Source organism: Nannocystis pusilla (assembly GCF_026626665.1).
In the GTDB taxonomy this organism is placed as follows: Bacteria; Myxococcota_A; Polyangia; order Nannocystales; family Nannocystaceae; genus Nannocystis; species Nannocystis pusilla.
In genome coordinates this window covers 8,123,099-8,138,684 of sequence record NZ_JAPNKE010000002.1, presented here as the reverse complement: position 1 = coordinate 8,138,684, position 15,586 = coordinate 8,123,099, and the positions used below count along the sequence as shown (strand labels likewise).

9 protein-coding genes are annotated in these 15,586 nt (G+C 72.3%); 6 read left to right on the top strand and 3 right to left on the bottom strand.

The window, feature by feature from the left end; translation table 11 throughout:
- Nucleotides 1-81: 81 nt before the first annotated feature.
- Nucleotides 82-6,327, bottom strand: coding sequence for a hypothetical protein (locus OV079_RS35810; protein ID WP_267773951.1), 6,246 nt, complete (start codon nt 6,325-6,327; stop codon nt 82-84).
- 221 nt (nt 6,328-6,548) lie between these two features.
- Between OV079_RS35810 and OV079_RS35805 the strand changes: the two genes are divergently transcribed.
- The 3 genes from OV079_RS35805 (at nt 6,549) to OV079_RS35795 (ending at nt 9,519) form a co-directional block, all read left to right on the top strand.
- Nucleotides 6,549-7,451 (top strand): LysR family transcriptional regulator, encoded by a 903-nt coding sequence (locus OV079_RS35805; RefSeq protein WP_267773949.1) that lies wholly within the window; start codon nt 6,549-6,551, stop codon nt 7,449-7,451.
- Nucleotides 7,452-7,516: 65 nt separating this feature from the next.
- Nucleotides 7,517-8,461, top strand: coding sequence for a glycerophosphodiester phosphodiesterase family protein (locus tag OV079_RS35800; RefSeq protein WP_267773948.1), 945 nt, complete (start codon nt 7,517-7,519; stop codon nt 8,459-8,461).
- 80 nt (nt 8,462-8,541) lie between these two features.
- On the top strand, nt 8,542-9,519 hold the full coding sequence (locus OV079_RS35795; RefSeq protein ID WP_267773947.1) for a ligand-gated ion channel: 978 nt from the start codon (nt 8,542-8,544) through the stop codon (nt 9,517-9,519).
- Nucleotides 9,520-9,545: 26 nt separating this feature from the next.
- Here the strand turns inward: OV079_RS35795 and OV079_RS35790 are convergent, their stop codons facing one another.
- Together OV079_RS35790 and OV079_RS35785 are read right to left on the bottom strand one after the other, a co-directional pair.
- Nucleotides 9,546-10,739 carry a hypothetical protein gene (locus OV079_RS35790; RefSeq protein ID WP_267773946.1) on the bottom strand — a complete coding sequence of 398 codons (1,194 nt, stop codon included), beginning with the start codon at nt 10,737-10,739 and terminating at the stop codon, nt 9,546-9,548.
- A gap of 49 nt (nt 10,740-10,788) precedes the next feature.
- Nucleotides 10,789-11,973, bottom strand: coding sequence for a hypothetical protein (locus tag OV079_RS35785; RefSeq protein WP_267773944.1), 1,185 nt, complete (start codon nt 11,971-11,973; stop codon nt 10,789-10,791).
- Between the two features lie 119 nt (nt 11,974-12,092).
- Here OV079_RS35785 and OV079_RS35780 point away from each other — a divergent pair, with 119 nt between their 5' ends.
- From OV079_RS35780 to OV079_RS35770, 3 genes are read left to right on the top strand one after another with little or no spacing between them, the layout of a single operon-like run.
- Nucleotides 12,093-13,415 carry a hypothetical protein gene (locus tag OV079_RS35780; RefSeq protein WP_267773942.1) on the top strand — a complete coding sequence of 441 codons (1,323 nt, stop codon included), beginning with the start codon at nt 12,093-12,095 and terminating at the stop codon, nt 13,413-13,415.
- Between the two features lie 45 nt (nt 13,416-13,460).
- Complete coding sequence (locus OV079_RS35775; protein ID WP_267773941.1) at nt 13,461-13,931, top strand: 4-hydroxylaminobenzoate lyase; 471 nt, start codon at nt 13,461-13,463, stop codon at nt 13,929-13,931.
- A 7-nt stretch (nt 13,932-13,938) separates the two neighbouring features.
- Complete coding sequence (locus OV079_RS35770; RefSeq protein WP_267773940.1) at nt 13,939-15,573, top strand: AMP-binding protein; 1,635 nt, start codon at nt 13,939-13,941, stop codon at nt 15,571-15,573.
- Nucleotides 15,574-15,586 lie beyond the last annotated feature (13 nt).

Genomic DNA, 15,586 nt, shown 5'->3' with positions numbered 1-15,586 from the left:
TCGCCGCGGAAGTCGGCCTCTCGGCGCCGACCGCGAGCATCGATCTTTGCGCTCGCGGTCGGCCAACGAGGAATGAATGGTTCAGCGCGGCGGCGGCGACGCTTCGAGCACCGTCGCGCCGGCCTCGTCGCTCACGATCAAGATCGCAAACCGCTCGACGCGGTCGAGGTCGTCGGTCGACAGCGTCGCGTAGTCGAAGCGGCCGCGCATGTCGGTGTAGCCATCCTTATAAAAGACGACAGCGCCGCCGTGTTGGCGGGCGTAGACCTTGACGTAGGTCGCGGGCAGGGCCGTCTGCGTCGACGCGCGGAGGACTCGGACCTGGCCGTATTGATGGGCCAGCTGGGTCGCCAGGTCGTGCGAGTAATGGGTGATCGAGCGGCGCAGGCCGGCCGCGACCGCGTCGATCACCAGGTTCGCGCCGCGCATGCCCTGGGGGATCTCCACGACCGTGCGGCCCTCGTTGCTCGATAGCGGCACCTCGAGCGTCGCGCCCGGCTCGATCCACGAGAAGCGCTCCACATCGCCCTGCACGAACGGCTGGCGCGAGAACAGCAGCTCGATGTCCATGCGGTAGAAGCGGAGCTGGCAGCTCGCCACGTTGTGGTGCTGGATGATCACCTTGCCCTGCTCGGCGGTGATGCTGAGGGCGGGCTGGCGCGCGGCCAGCTCGTCCATGCGTTGCTCGCGGCTGTCGTTGTCGACCGCGACGGCGGGGCCGCGGCCCTCGGCCTCGTCGAGCATCGCCAGCAGCGCGGCGAAGCGATTGCGCCAGCGGTCGACCGGGTGATTGCGCCACGGCTCGGCGAGGGCGCGCGCGGCCGCGAGGTCGCCGCTGCAGCAGGCGGCGTAGGCGGCGAGGTAGTCGTATTGCAGGCGCGTCGCCAGCTGCGCCGGGTCGACGCGGGCCAGCGCGGCGAGGGCGTCGTCGGTGCGGTCGAGGCTGAACAGGTAGTGGGCCGCGGCCAACAGGTCGTCGGGGCCGGGGGCCGGGCGGTGGGCGACCAGCTCGAGGAACTGGTTGTACTGCGCGGCGAGGGCGTCGTTGAGGACCTGGCGCTTGCTGCCGAGGCGGTGGGCGCGGGCGCCGACGAGCGGGGCGTACTCGAGGTGCTCGTACCAATTGCGCAGGGTCGCGTCGACCTCGACGATGCCGCCGGTGAGCGCGGGGCCGGCCTTCTGCACGAAACCGTTCTGGTGGCGCAGCCACTCGGCGACGCGCTGGCGGTCGGCGTGGGCCAGCGAATAGGCCCACAGGCGATCGTGGTAGGTGCGGCGGGCGGTGAGCAGGGCGAGGACGCGGGTGAAGGCGTCTTTGTCCTTCATGCGCCAGGCGATCTTCTCGAGCTCGATGCGGCCGAGGTTGGCGCCGGCGAGGAAGGAGAGGACCTCGTCGGTGGTGCCGTGCTGCGACACGTGGGCCCACGACCTGGCGTCGACGCGGGTCGGGGTGACGACGACGTCGAGGACCGCCGGCGGGGCCGAACCGACGAGCTCGACCTGCTCGCCGCGGTGCTGGCTGACGTGCGCGGGGAAGTGCGGGAACTGCCCGGCGGCCGGGAAGTAGAACGCGTACTCGAGCTGCTCGGTCGCGTAGGCGCCGAGGTGGAGGTTGAAGGTGCGGGTGTAGAAGCCGCCGGCGACCGGCAGGGCGCCGCGGGGGATCTGCAGCAGCACGGCGACCCGGCGATCGCGGCTGGTCGGGTTGGTGACGACGACCAGGCAGCGATAGACGACGCCGACGAGCAGCTCGCCCTCGACCACCTTCTCGCGCTGCTCGGCGCCGTCCCACTCGAAGCGGTCGTCGCTGCGGACGTAGCTCTGGCCGACCAGCAGGGCGGCGCGGGCGTCGTCCGAGGCCTCGACCGCGGCGATGCGGGTGCGCGCGGCCAGAGCCGGGGTGGCGCAGGTGAGGCTGAGGCGGGTGTCCTCGACGACGACCGCGTGCGCGCCGGCGACGAACGGCAGGTCGAGCACCGCCAATGCGCACAGGGCCGAGGCGAAGTCGCCGGCGCACTCGCCCAAATGCGGGGAGAGGAACGGACCGGCCGCGGCGTCGTGGCGGGCGAAGTCCCGCCAATAGCGATTGACCGCGATCAAGGCGTTGTCGGCCGCGGCGGCGCGGATGTGCCACCAATCCGACTCGGCCCATTCCTGGGTCTTGTCGGCGCCGCGATACAGCGGGGCGCTACGGCGGCGCTCACGCAGGTCGGCGGCCACCGTGGCGTCGCCGAAGTCGCCGCCGCGGCTGGCGGCGCGCATCGGCATCGCCGCGGCCGGCGCGGGCGGCGGGCCGCCGATCTCGGCGGGCGCCGATGCGAAGCCGTCCTCGTCGTCGCTGTCCACGTCGTCCGCCTCGCTGCGGCTGCGGCGACTGGCCCGCTTCTTGGCCTTCTCCTTGGCCATGGGCTCGGGCGCCGACTCCTCGGCGACCTCGCGCTCCATGAAGTCGAGCGACATGGAGGCGTACGCGGCCCCGCCCTCGAGCGCGGCGGCGCCGAGCAGGGTGTCGACCAGGCGATCGTCGCGCTCCGGGTCGGGCGGGATCAGGTCGACCGCGTCGCCGAGCAGGCGCAGGATCGACTCGCGCACCTCGGGCAGGCGGCGGGCCAGCAGCGCCCGCTCGAGCGCGTTGAGGCGGCCGAACGCCCAGGGTTCGCAATACTGCGAGAGGTCGGCGCCGAGCAGCCAGTGGTCGACGAAGGTCTTGCGCCGCTTGTGCTCGAGGTACGGCCGGACCACGCGGGCGAAGAACTCGGGGTCGCGGAAGTACAGGAACAGGTGCAGCTCGTGGCAGGCGTACTTGCTGTAGCGGGCGCGGCGAGCGGCGTCGTCGAGGACGTGCCACTGGGTGACGAAGGCGAACTCGCGCAAGGTGTCGGGGGCGCCGAGCGAGAGCAGGACTTGATGGGCGCGGGCGACGGTGTCGACCAGCTCGAGCTTGCCGGAGCGCAGGTCCTCGACGACGAGGGTGGCGCCGGCGGGCGCCCCGTCGACGCCGCGCAGCTCGGTGAAGTGCTTGTCGGGGGCGAGGGCGAAGCGCAGCCGGAGGTCGCGCGGGCGCAGCTCGGTGGCGGGGAGGCCGAGGTCGGCGACGCTGGTGAGCGCGGGGTCGACGACGATGACGCGCACGCTCTGGCCCGCGCCGAGGTCGGCGAGGGGGACGCGCAGCTCGCCGCCGGCGTCGGGGCGCAGGTTGGCGAGCACGACCGCGGGCGCGGGCAAGAAGTCGAGCGCGACGAAGCCGCCCTGCTCGCCGAGCATGGCCGCCTGCGGGCGCGGGGCGGCGGTCGCCGGCGCGGAAGCAGGGCGCGGCGGGCTGGGGGCGTAACCTCCGCCGCCCTTGGCGTGCTGGACCCCGGTGGTGGTGGTGCGCACGGCCCACGGGTTGAGCAGCAGACCTGGCTTTTCGAGCAGCATGCCCGGACGCCGCGGATGGTTGCGGCGCTCGAGGACGTAGCGGTACTCGTCGCCGATGTCGCGGCCCGAGACGTAGTGCGACAGCACCGGGGCGACCGCGCCGGCCAGCGGCGGCCGCGGGGCGCGACGCAGGTTGCGAGGCAGGGCGCGGTCGGGCCGGTAGCGGGTCGCCAGCACGTGCACGCGGGTCAGCGGGCCGGCGCCGCCCAGCTTGAGCCGCAGGTGATCGCCGTCGACGCGCAAGGTCGTGAGCAGCGGCAGCGGCGGCGACAGCTCGATCGAGGTCGGCCCGGCGGCGGCCCAGCCGTCGCTCATCGGGGTGTCGGCGGGGACGACGACGATCCGCATGTCGGCGACGCCGCGGCTCTGCAGCAGGTACTCGCCGGCCGCGAGGTCGCCGGCGACGGCCAGGACGCGCTCGCCCAGCGAGACGCGGGAGGACACGTCGCGCGCCGGGGCGCCGCCGCGCAGCTCGACGAGCGAGACGTCGCGCGCCTCGATCGCCGGCGGCCGGGGCAGCAGGACCTGCTCGCCGGCGACGATGTGGATCGCGCGGGCCCCGTCGAGCTCGGGCCACAGGTGGAAGTGATGCGGCTCGCTGGTCGGCAGCGAGGCGGTGAGGCGCTCGATGCCGGCGAGGGCGCCGAGCTCGATGCGGCCGCGGGCGTCGGTCTCGAGCGTGGTCGTCATCTCGAAGGTGACCGCGACGTGCTTGAAGCTGAGCGCGACGGCCCGGCCGGCCCGCGGCTCACCTGTCTTTCCGAGCAGGTGGAGGACGTGACCCTCGGCGCCGGACGACAGGTGCAACGCCTCGGTGAACTCGCTGCGGTGGATCCGCCCGACCTCGGCGCCGGCGCTGTCGGCCAGGTCGACGGTCTTCTGGGTCGAGGCGACGCGGACCTGGCCGCGCGCGGTGACGGAGACCTGGGCGGCGTCCTCGGGGACGACGAGCTCGACGACGGTCTCGCTGTCGTCGCGCAGGAGCACCGGCTGGGTCTTGGTCGAGGTCGTGCCGGCGCCGTCGGTGACCGCGAGCTCGACCACCGGGTCCTCGATCAAGGCGACCGGGGCGGGCCAGCCGGCGACGGTGAGCATCGGTCGCAGCAGGATCCGCGCGGTCTTGCCGGGCACCAGGGATTCGCGCTCGAGGTGGATGCCGGCGTGGAACTGGTAGTGCTCGGCGGGGTGCTGCAGGGTCTCGGCCTGGGCGATGTCGCCGTGGACGAGCAGGATGGTGGCGCGCGAGGGGGCGGTCGAGAACGGGATGGTGATGGCCCCGTCGTCGCGCGGCTCGAACTCGCGGCCGGCCAGCCAGACCCGCGCGTCGTCCAGCGGGCGGCCGTCCTCGGTGAGGACGCGGATCGTGGGCCCGGCGAGGCCGACGCGGACGGTGTGGCGCAGGCCGCCCTTGCGGATCAGCGCGCGGCTCGACTTGCCGCCGCCGATCAGCTCGATCACGTAGGTGCCGGGGCGGTCGCAGCCGGGCAGGGCGATCTGCCGGCGCACGCGCTGGATCGCCGGGGCGTCGCCGAGGATCACCTGCTCGTCGCTGGCGACCAGGCCGTCGAGGTCGATGGTGGTGTCGACCTCGGCGTGGCGGGCGAGGAAGTGGGCGACGGCGTCGATGCGGTAGGTCTTGACGACCAGGCGCGGGACGTTCTTGACGTCGACCTCGAGCGCGACCGGGGCGTCGGCGGCGATCCGCGCGGGGTTGCGGACGGTGAGCTCGAGGTCGACGCGGTCGCGCAACGCGGCCAGGCGGACCGGGCCGAGCAAGGCGGCCCAGCGCTCGGGCTCGGGGGCGCCGGCGAGCAGGCGGGCGGTGGCGAGCTGCTCCTCGAGCCAGTCGGCGCGCAGGTATTCGGCGAAGGCGTCGCCCTCTTCTTGCAGCAGCAACTGTTCGAGGTACTCGCGCACCAGCGGCTCGTCGTCGGCGATCGGCTCGAGGCCGGCGGACTGGGCGGCGTCGGTGCCGAGCACGACCTGCTGGTCGGTCGGGACGTGGCGCAGGCGCTCGGCGGCGGCGTAGTGCACACGGCGCGGGAGCTCGAGGTATTTCAAAAAACGCTCGCGGTCGAGGACGCCGCGGCGGCGGTCGAGGTCGAGCTGGTGGTAGAGGACCTGGGCCTTGAGGGCGTTGAAGGCGGGCGGCAGGGTGGCGACGTAGGCCCACAGCTCGGCGAGGTAGGCGGCGCGCGGGGCCGGGTCGGTGCGCCAGTCGACGTGGGTCGGCGGCCGCATGCGCACGAGCACCGCGGCGACGAAGTTCGGGTGCTTGCGCAGCTCGGGCCGCAAGGCGGCCAGCTCGTCGAGCTGGGCGCGGGTGAGGCGAGCGTGGACCGCGAGCGAGCCGAACCCGCGCGAGGACTTCTCGCCGAGATCGGCGGCGACGAAGGCGACGAGGCCGGGGAAGTCGGTGCGCTGCAGCCGCTGCAGCAGGTTGCGCCGCGCGGTGGCGTCGAGGCCCTCGCCGACGAGGTCGGGCAGGCCCCAGTCGGTGACGAAGTTGAGCTCGTGGCTGCGGCCGATCGCGTCGTGGACGAGCGCGGCCCGGTCGATGATCGCGGGGTCGAGGCGCGTGGGGTAGCGGTAGGCGGCGGTGACCGCCTCGGCCTCGTCGTCGAGCCGCACGTGGGCCTCGAAGCGGAGGGTGTCGGCGTGCTTGCCGAGGTCCTGACCTGCCCGAAGGAGCAGCTGACGGCGGGCCAGCCGGGCGTGGAGCTCGTCGGTGCGGCCGTGCCGCTTCTTCCAGCCGGCGAGGATCGCGTCGACCTCGTCGAGCCGGCCATGGTGCTGCGAGTGGACGCCGCGCCAGTAGTCGTGCTCCGGCGTGCCGGGCAACAGGCCGGCGAGGGCGGCGGCGCGGTCGTCGGAGAGCGCGAGTGCTTCGAGGTGCTCGAGGTCCATGGGGACGCTGAGGGTATGCCGCCGTCAAGGCCGGTGCCACTGCGTGCGATCGCCCGGAGAGCGCGGACCTGCGCGGGCGACGGAAGATGTCCCAAGAGACATGTTGCGCGCCGGCAGCGAACGGTACGTCGTTCGCTCGGGCGGTTCCGCGCCGGGGCGCATCGGCGGCAGGGGCGGCCCGCTATCGCCGCTCCCACCGGCTGAGCTAGGCTCCGCCCCGGATGGATCTCGAAGAGTTCAGGGCCTTCCTCGGGGTGGTCGAGACCGGTTCTTTCCTGGCCGCTGCGACCCAGCTCAACATGGCTCGGGCGACGCTGCGGCGCCGCGTCGAGGCGCTCGAGGCCCGCGCCGGGGTGCCGCTGCTCGAGCGGAGCGCCCGCGGGGTGGTGGTGACGGAGGCCGGGGCGGTCCTGGCGGCCCGCGGTCGCCACGTGCTGCAAGAGGCGAGCGCGCTGGTGGCGTCGGTGCGGGAGATCGGTCGTGAGCCGGTCGGAGTGCTGCGGGTGCTGATGTCGATGGGGCTGCCGCCGCACGCGCTCACGCCGCTGTTCGCGGCGCTGCGCCAGACGTTCCCGCGGCTGTCGCTGCAGCTGCGCTTCAGCGAGGACCCGGTGGCGGGGCCGCTGGAAGACGTCGACATGCTGTGCCACTTCGGGCCGGAGGGGCCGGAAGGGCCGTGGCTGTCGCACGAGGTGTGGCGCCTGCGCGAGTGGCTGCTGGCGTCGAACGATTACCTCGAGCGCCGCGGGACGCCGCGCACGCTCGAAGAGCTGCAGAGCCACGAGGTGCTGGCGTGGGCGCCCCCCGGCGAGGACGCGCGCGTGCTGCCGACGCTGGCCGGCGAGTCGTTCGAGGTCGAGCCGACGCTGGTGACGGCCGACGTGCACTGCCTGCGTCAGATGGTGATCGCAGGCCTGGGGATCGGCTTCTTGCCCGACGCGCTGCTGCCCGACCCCGGGGTGCCCGACGGGCTGCTGGTGCCGGTGCTGCCGGAGCTGATCGGCCGCCAGCGCAGCCTGATGGTGGCGTTCCCGGCGTCGCAGGCGGGGCTGCCCAAGCTGCGGTCGATCCTGCAGCACGTGCGCACGTTCGCCGAGCGCTCGGCCGCCCTGCGCGGCGGGTGAGCCGTGACGATCCACAATCGGCGCGTCAGCGCGCGCGGTGCCGCGGTGCCGTGATACGGTGAAGCATGCTGCGGGCGATCGTTGCTGCATTCGCGGGGGTGACGACGGGCTGCGCTTCACCTGTGATGTCCGAAGAGACAGGTGAGGCGAGCACGACGTCGACGAGCACGACGAGCGCGTCGACGGGCGAGGCGCCGACGACGAGCTCGAGCAGCACGACGACGACGGACAGCGAGACCGGCGAGCCGCCGGGCAACCTGCTGCTGTCGGACAATTTCTTGAACATCGCGCACCGCGGCGGGGCGCTGCTGCGGCCGGAGGAGACGCTGCCGGCGTTCGAGCACGCGCTCGCGGTCGGGGCCGACGTGCTCGAGCTCGACGTCCACGCGAGCAGCGACGGGGTGCTGGTGGCGATGCACGACGGCACGGTCGACCGCACGACCGAGGGGACCGGGGCGATCAAGGCGATGACTCTGGACGAGCTGCGGGCCCTCGACGCGGGCTACCGCTTCACGCCCGACGGCGGCCAGACGTTCCCGTACCGCGGGACGGGGATCTCGATCCCGACCCTGGAAGAGATCTTTAATAATTTTCCGGATTCGTACTACCTGATCGAGATCAAGCAGACCGACCCGCCGATCGTCGACGCGCTGCTGGCGGCGATCGAGGACCACGCGGCGCTCGAGCGAGTGGTGATAGCGTCGGGGGACCTCGACACGATCGTGGCGGTGCGAGCGGCGGCGCCCGCGGCGTTCACGTCGCTGAGCACGCCGGAGATGCTCGACCTCTATTTGAATGTGGGCAGCCCGGAGTACGTGGCGCCGGCGCAGTTCGTCCACTCGCCGTGGGACCTGACCAGCGCCGAGCTGGTGGCGTTCGCCCACGAGCTGGGGATGAAGGTGCACCCGTGGACGGTCAACGAGGAGGCGCGCATGGCTGACCTCATCGGCCGCGGGGTCGACGGGATCATGACCGACGACCCGGCGCTGCTCGAGACGGTGGCGCCGTGACGAGGTGACGCGGATCCACCGGCCGGCGCGAAATCGCCAGGGCTTGCGGACCGGCGGGCGATCGCGGACCGTGAGGGCGGATGCCGCTCGCCGTCTGGTCCTTGGGACATGTGCTCGCGCTGACGCTGATGACGGAGGGCGCCGCGCCGGCGGAGACGCGGATCGGCGCGTTCGTGCAGTCGCTGGCGGACGTCAGCGAGGCGCAGCGCCGCTTCGACGTGACGTTCTGGGTGTGGCTGCTGTCGCCCGCGCAGGCCGGCGGCATCGACCCCGCCAGGACGATCGAGATCACCAACGCGGCCACCAGCGACCGCCAGTACGCGGTGACGACGACGACGCCGGCAGGGTCCTACTCGCAGGTCAAGTTCCGCGCGTCGGTGCGGGCGAAGCTCGACGTCCGCCACTTCCCGTTCGACCGCCATACGCTCGAGATCCACCTCGAGGACGCGGAGCGCGACGCGCGGAGCGTGGTGTTCGTGCCGGACGCGCCGCCGAACGGGCGCGCGCCGCTGGCGGTGTCGCAGGACCTCGACCCGCAGGACTGGACCATCGGGGCGCTGTCGCTGACGACCGAGCGCCACTCGGAGCCGACCAACTACGGCGACCCGACGCAGCCGCTCGACAGCGAGTACTCGCGGGCGGTGCTGCACATCGAGATCGCCCGCAAGCACTCGCTGCGGATCTTGCTGACGCTGCTGCTCGGGACGTTCATGAGCGCGATCGTGGCGTTCTTCGCGGTGCTGCTGCCGATCCAGCAGTCGCCGCCGCGCTATACGCTGCTGTCGAGCGCGCTGTTCGTGTGCATCGCCAACCGCCTGCTGGTCGACGCCCGCCTGCCGGCCGGCAGCTCGCTCGGGCTGGTCGACCAGATGCAGCTCGTGACGATCGCGGGGCTGCTGCTACTGACTGGCGCGAGCCTGGCGCTGACCAACCTGGCGGAGAAGCGGTGGACGCCGGCCCGCGCGACCCAGTGGAGCCAGCGCGTCGGGTTCGCGTGGATCGCCGCGGTGCTCGTGATCGAGCTGGCGCTGGTGCTGGCGCACCGGGCGGCGGCGTGAGCCTCACAGGCAGCCGCTGCACAGCTTCACGTGGCCGCGCAGCTCCTCGTCGGGGGCCTGGCCGGAAGGCGCTCCGGGCTCGACGAACGAGACCCCGGTGCAGGCGCCGCTGGCGACGGTGAAATGAAGCCGGCGCCCGCAGGTGCGGCCGGGCTCGGGTAGTTGAACTCGGCCGTGATCGCGTATTCGTCGTCGTCGTCGAGCTGGCAGTTCGGCCCGCAGTCGGTCATCTGCGGCTTGCAGTCGTGCGGCTTCATGACCTCGAGGTTCTGCAGCGTCGCGTTCAACCACACGTCGTCGGGCACGTCGACGACGATGTCGGCGGCGAACGGCTGCGCGGAGCGGACGAGCAGCTGCCCGAACAGCGCGGGGTCGCAGGGGCAATCGGGGGCCCACGCGTCGACGCCGGTGCCGTCGGGGAAGGTCGCGCAGGCCTGCACGTCGGCCGGCGGGCACTCGGGCGCCGGCGAGAGGTCGCGGCACATGCGGACATTGGCCCTCCCGGCCTCGAGGGCGATCTCGCCGCTGCTGCACAGATCGTGCACCGTGACGTCGCCGCGGCGCGGCCACGCGTCCTCGACGATGTTGTCCTCGGTGGTGACGAACAGCAGGCCGCGGTACCCGGTCGGCAGGTGGACGCGGAAGTCCATGCCGATGCGGATCGGCTGCGCCTGGCCGTCGTAATAGGCGTAGATCGAGCAATCGTCCTTCCAGGCGTCCTGCGTACAATCGGTCGCCGGGTCGGGGTTCGGGACGGGGTTGCCGGGGGCGGCGAACGCCCACAAGGACAGGCGATCGAGGTTCTGGACGTCGAGGCCGTCGCCCACCGCGTACTTGCGGATCTCGACGGTGATCGTCTCTTCCTCGTGGTCGAACAGGACCTCGACGACGCCGCGGTTGGCGAAGTTCTCATCATACTCCCGGCGGCCCACGGTGAGCTTGTGAACGTCGGCGAGCGGGAACGGCAAGGCGTCGACGACGACCTCCCACGAACCATCGGGCGGGTCGACCTCGTCGCCGGTGGTCGTCGGCTCGACCGTGTCGGTCGCGCCCGTGGAGGTGGAGGTCGGCGGATTCGTCGCGGTGGACGCGTCGCTGGTCGTCGACGTGATCGGATCGCCGGTGGTGGTGCCGTCGGTGTCGCCCCCGCTGGGACGACCAGGACAGGCGGCGAGCAACAGACCGACGACGCAGACGCTGGCGAAGTGCATAAAGATCATCGCCGACGAATACCACGATTCGCCGGCGACGACCAGGGCAAAACGAGCGTCACAGGCAGCCGCTGCACAGCTGGACCTTGCCGCGCAGCTCCTCCTGCGGCGTCTGACCGGGGCTCCACGGCGCGCCGGGGTCGGCGAACGGAATGAGGGTACAGCCGCCGCTCACCGCGTAGAAGTTGAAGCCGGCGCCGTGCGGCGCGGCGTCGCTCGGGTAGTTGAATTCGGCGGTGGGCGAGAACGGGTCGGTGTCGTCGAGGATGCAGCGCGGGGCCTCGCAATCGCCGAGCTGCGGCAGACACTGCGGCTGCTTCATGGGCGCGACGTTCTGCAGGGTGGCGTTCAACCACACGTCGGCCGGCACGTCGAGGGTGATGTCGGCGGCCCACGGCTCCGCGGCGCGGATCACGAGCTGGCCGAAGTTGTCGATGCCGCACGGACATTCGGGGGACCAGGCCTCGCGGCCGCTGCCGTCGGGGAAGCCCGCGCAGGCGGCGACGTCGTCCGGCGGACAGGCAGGGGCCGGCGAGAGGTCGCGACACATGCGGACCTTGGCCCGCCCGGCCTCGAGGTCGATCTCACCGCCGCTGCACAGATCGAGGACGGTGACGTCGCTGCGCCGCGGCCACGAGTCCTCGGCGGTGTTGTCCTCGGTGGTGATGAACAGCTCGCCGCGGTAACCCCTCGGCAGGTGGACGCGGAAGTCCATGCCGGTGCGGAGCGGCTGCGACTGGCCGTCGTAATAGGCGTAGATCGCACAATTGTCCTTCCACGCGCCGTCGGTGCAATCTTCGGCTTTCGGCGGGTGCGGCACCGGCTTGGGGGAGGAGACGAATGCCCACAGCGACAGGCGCTCCAGGGCGTCGGCCTCGACCGCGTCGCCGAACACGTACTTGCGAGTCTCGATGGTGATGGTCTCCTCGTCGTGATCGAAGAGGACCTCGACCTGGCCGCGGTTGGCGAAGTTGCGGTCGAGCTCCTTGCGGCCGACGGTGAGCGTGCGGATGTCGGCGAGCGGGAACGGCAAGGCGTCGACGACGACCTCCCACGGGCCCTCGCGCGGGCCGACCTCCGTCGCCGGCAAGGGGCTGGGGGCCTCGGTCTCGCCGGCGGTGGTGCCGGTCCCGGTCTCGCCGCCGGTCGCGGTCTCGCTGTCGCCGCTTCCGGGTCGACAACCGGCGAGGACGAGGCCGCCGAACAAAGCCAGGAGGACGCCGCACGAATGGAGGGTCGGCATGATCTTCGGTTAGCACGCGGTGCGCCGAAACGGAGGCGCGCGACGAGCGCGGACCGATCGCGAATCGTGCGAGTTCGAGCCGGACCGAGCGGCAGAACCGGCGTGTTATGGTCGCGAGGATGCGACGCTCCACGCTCACTCTGGTGATGACGACGCTGGCCTGCAGCCCTCACGCGCCGCCGCCGTCGCCGAAGGTCGCGGTCGCGGATCCTGCCGCGGAGGGGCCGCCGGAGCCCGCGGCGCCGCGGGAGCCGCTGCCGCCGAAGCAGGAGCCGCGTGAGCCGTTGCCGCCGAAGTCGCCGCCGGCGAGCACGACGTGGACGACGCTGACGGTCACGCCCGGCTGCGAACTGCAGATCGCCGACACACCGGCGGCCCTGGGCCCGCCGCTGGTATGGACGCAGTGCAAGGACGGGCCGGAGGGCTGCCTCGAGGCGCCGACGCAAACCGCAGAGGCGCTGGCGCCCGACGTCGACGTGGTGGGGTCGTCGCGCGGCGGGCAGGTGACGCTCGCGACGCTCCGCTCGCTGTCGGGGCCGCGCTCGCGCTACCTGCTGGCGCCGCGCGACGGCCTGCCGTTCTTCGCGGTCGAGGGGCCGCGCGACGTTCAATGTTCTTTGGGACAGGTCGGTCTTTCGGACGACGGCGCGGTGATCGAGGTGGTGTTCGACAACGCCGGCGGCTACGCCTCGCGCGCGTACCTGCGCGGGCCGCTGGGCGAGGACGCGGCCTGGCGCGAGGTGGCCGCGGTGCTGCCGCGCAAGCAGTTCCGTGACTTCATCGGCGAGTCGGTGCTGTCGGTCGGCGGGCACGTGGTGGTCGAGCAGAACGGGGGGCCGCTGCGCTGGTACGACGCGGAGGCCAGGCGGTGGCAGGAGGTGCCGGGCTCGCGCGGCGGCTGGGAGTGCTGCGCGAGCGGGCACGGCGATGCGGTGGTGTTCTCGCTGGAGGGGATCCCCGAGCGGCCGATGGCGGCGCGGCTCGGCGAGCGGGCGCACTCGCTGCGCAGCGGGCAGGTCGCAGGCACGAGCCCGGTGATGATCGACGGGGCGCGCGCGGTGTGGCTCGAAGGTCGCGGGCGCGACAACAACAATTTTTATAAAGCGATCGCGCTGTGGACCGCGGACGTGGTCGACGGACCGGCGCTGGCGAACGCGCGCCAGGTGCTGCCGCTGCCGCTGAAGACGATGAGGGAGCCGGAGTTCGGCGACGGGGTGGTGGCGATTCCCATGCGAGAGCGCGCGGACGGAGTGATGATCGTGCGGCTCGAGCCGGAAGAGCAGCGGGCCCTGCGTGCGCCGGTCGGTCGGATGGTCGAGCGGGTGTTGTGGATCACGAGCGACGAGGTGGCGGTGCGGATCGGGTCCGGCGAGATGGGCGGAGAGCCCGGCGTGCTGCGGCGGATCCCGCTCGCGGCGCTGCCGCCGTGGACCGCGAAGTGAGGGGTTGCGGGCGCGCGTGAAACGGCCTAGCGTCGGCCGACGATCATGGATCTGCCGCGCTTCGAAGCCCTGATGGTCGACCTCACCGCGAAGGTCGCAGGACGCCCGCTCGACGCCGATCTGGCCGAGTGGCTCAACCGCGAGATCCCAGCCGACGGGCCCGAATTCGCCGCGATCGCGCAGGCCTGCCGCGAGGCGGTGGCGGCCGGGTGGATGTGCAGCCGCGAGCACGCGGGCATCAAGTACGGGCGCGTGATCAAGGCCGGGCCGGCGACGCACGGCTTCTCGGTCGACGTGGTCGACATGGACGAGATCGCCGGCGGGCATCACGTGCATCCGCAGGGCGAGATCGACATGGTGATGCCGCTCGCGGGCGAGGCGAAGTTCGACGGCCACGGCGCGGGCTGGTGCGTGTATCCGCCGGGCAGCGCGCACACGCCGACGGTCGCGGGCGGGCGAGCGTTCGTGCTCTACCTGCTGCCGCAGGGGGCGATCCAGTTCACCCCGGCGGCGTGACGCGGCGATGACGACGCCGAAGCTGTCGTACGTGCACGGCACCAGCGCGACGCCGCTGCTGGGCGAGACGATCGGCGACAACCTGCGGCGCACGGTGCTGCGGGTGCCCGACGCCGACGCGCTGGTGGTCCGCTCGCAGGGCTTCCGCGCGACGTACTCGCAGCTGTGGGCGTGGACCGGGCAGGCCGCGCGCGGGCTGATGGCGCTGGGGGTGCAGCGCGGCGACAGGGTCGGGATCTGGTCGCCCAACCGGGCCGAGTGGGTGATCTCGCAGTACGCGGCGGCGCGGGTCGGGGCGATCCTCGTCAACATCAACCCGGCGTATCGAGTCGACGAGCTGCAGTACGCGCTGCGCCAGTCGGGCGTGTCGGTGCTGCTGCTGGCGCGGCGGCACCGCGGTTCGGACTACGCGGCGATGGTCGCCGAGGTGATGCCGGGCTGCCCGGCGCTGCGCCTGACGATCGTGTTCGAGGACGGCTGGGACGCGCTGCTGGCCGGCGGGTCGGCGGTCTCGGAGGACGAGCTGGCGGCGCGCGAGGCGACGCTGCAATTCGACGACCCGGTCAACATTCAATACACCAGCGGCACCACCGGCGCGCCCAAGGGGGCGACGCTGTCGCACCACAACATCCTCAACAACGGGTTTTACATCGGCGAGACGCTGCGCTACGGCGAGCGCGACCGGGTGTGCATCCCGGTGCCGTTCTATCACTGCTTCGGCATGGTGATCGGCAACCTGGCGTGCACGAGCCACGGGGCGTGCATGGTGATCCCCGGCGAGGTGTTCGACCCGGCGGCCACGCTCGAGGCGGTGCAGGAGGAGGGGTGCACCTCGCTGTACGGCGTGCCGACGATGTTCATCGCCGAGCTCGAGCACCCGCGGTTCGCCGAGTTCGACCTGAGCACGCTGCGCACCGGGGTGATGGCCGGCTCGCCGTGCCCGATCGAGACGATGAAGCAGGTGCAGTCGCGCATGCACATGCACGAGGTGACGATCTGCTACGGCATGACCGAGACGTCGCCGGTGTCGACCCAGAGCGCCTGCGACGACCCGTTCGAACAACGCGTGACCACGGTGGGGCGGGTCCACCCGCACCTCGAGGTGAAGATCGTCGACCCGGAGACGGGGGCGGTCGTGCCGCGGGGCGTGCGCGGCGAGCTGTGCACCCGCGGCTACAGCGTGATGCTCGGCTACTGGAACGACGCGGCCGCCACGCGCGCAGCGATCGACGAGGCCCGCTGGATGCACACCGGCGACCTGGCGGTGATCGACGACGCGGGCTACGTCAGCATCGTCGGGCGGATCAAGGACCTCATCATCCGCGGCGGCGAGAACATCTACCCGCGCGAGGTCGAGGAGCTGCTGCACACGCACCCGCACGTCAGCGAGGCGCAGGTGATCGGGGTGCCGAGCCCGCGCTACGGCGAGGAGGTGATGGCGTGGGTCAAGCTGCGCGTCGGGGCCAGCGTCACCGCCGACGAGCTGCGGCAGTTCTGCCTGGCCAGGTTGGCGCGCTTCAAGGCGCCGGTGTTCTGGAAATTCGTCGAAGGCTTCCCGATGACCGTGACCGGGAAGATCCAGAAGTACCGGATGCGCGAGATCGCCGTCGCCGAGCTCGAGCAGGCCGCGCGCAGCGAGTGACGCGGGCGGCCGC

Coding starts and splice junctions, on each gene's coding strand:
- OV079_RS35780 (WP_267773942.1), top strand. CDS start 12,093: ATGCGACGCTCCACGCTCACTCTGGTGATGACGACGCTGGCCTGCAGC.
- OV079_RS35805 (WP_267773949.1), top strand. CDS start 6,549: ATGGATCTCGAAGAGTTCAGGGCCTTCCTCGGGGTGGTCGAGACCGGT.
- OV079_RS35795 (WP_267773947.1), top strand. CDS start 8,542: ATGCCGCTCGCCGTCTGGTCCTTGGGACATGTGCTCGCGCTGACGCTG.
- OV079_RS35790 (WP_267773946.1), bottom strand. CDS start 10,739: ATGATCTTTATGCACTTCGCCAGCGTCTGCGTCGTCGGTCTGTTGCTC.
- OV079_RS35810 (WP_267773951.1), bottom strand. CDS start 6,327: ATGGACCTCGAGCACCTCGAAGCACTCGCGCTCTCCGACGACCGCGCC.
- OV079_RS35800 (WP_267773948.1), top strand. CDS start 7,517: ATGCTGCGGGCGATCGTTGCTGCATTCGCGGGGGTGACGACGGGCTGC.
- OV079_RS35770 (WP_267773940.1), top strand. CDS start 13,939: ATGACGACGCCGAAGCTGTCGTACGTGCACGGCACCAGCGCGACGCCG.
- OV079_RS35785 (WP_267773944.1), bottom strand. CDS start 11,973: ATGCCGACCCTCCATTCGTGCGGCGTCCTCCTGGCTTTGTTCGGCGGC.
- OV079_RS35775 (WP_267773941.1), top strand. CDS start 13,461: ATGGATCTGCCGCGCTTCGAAGCCCTGATGGTCGACCTCACCGCGAAG.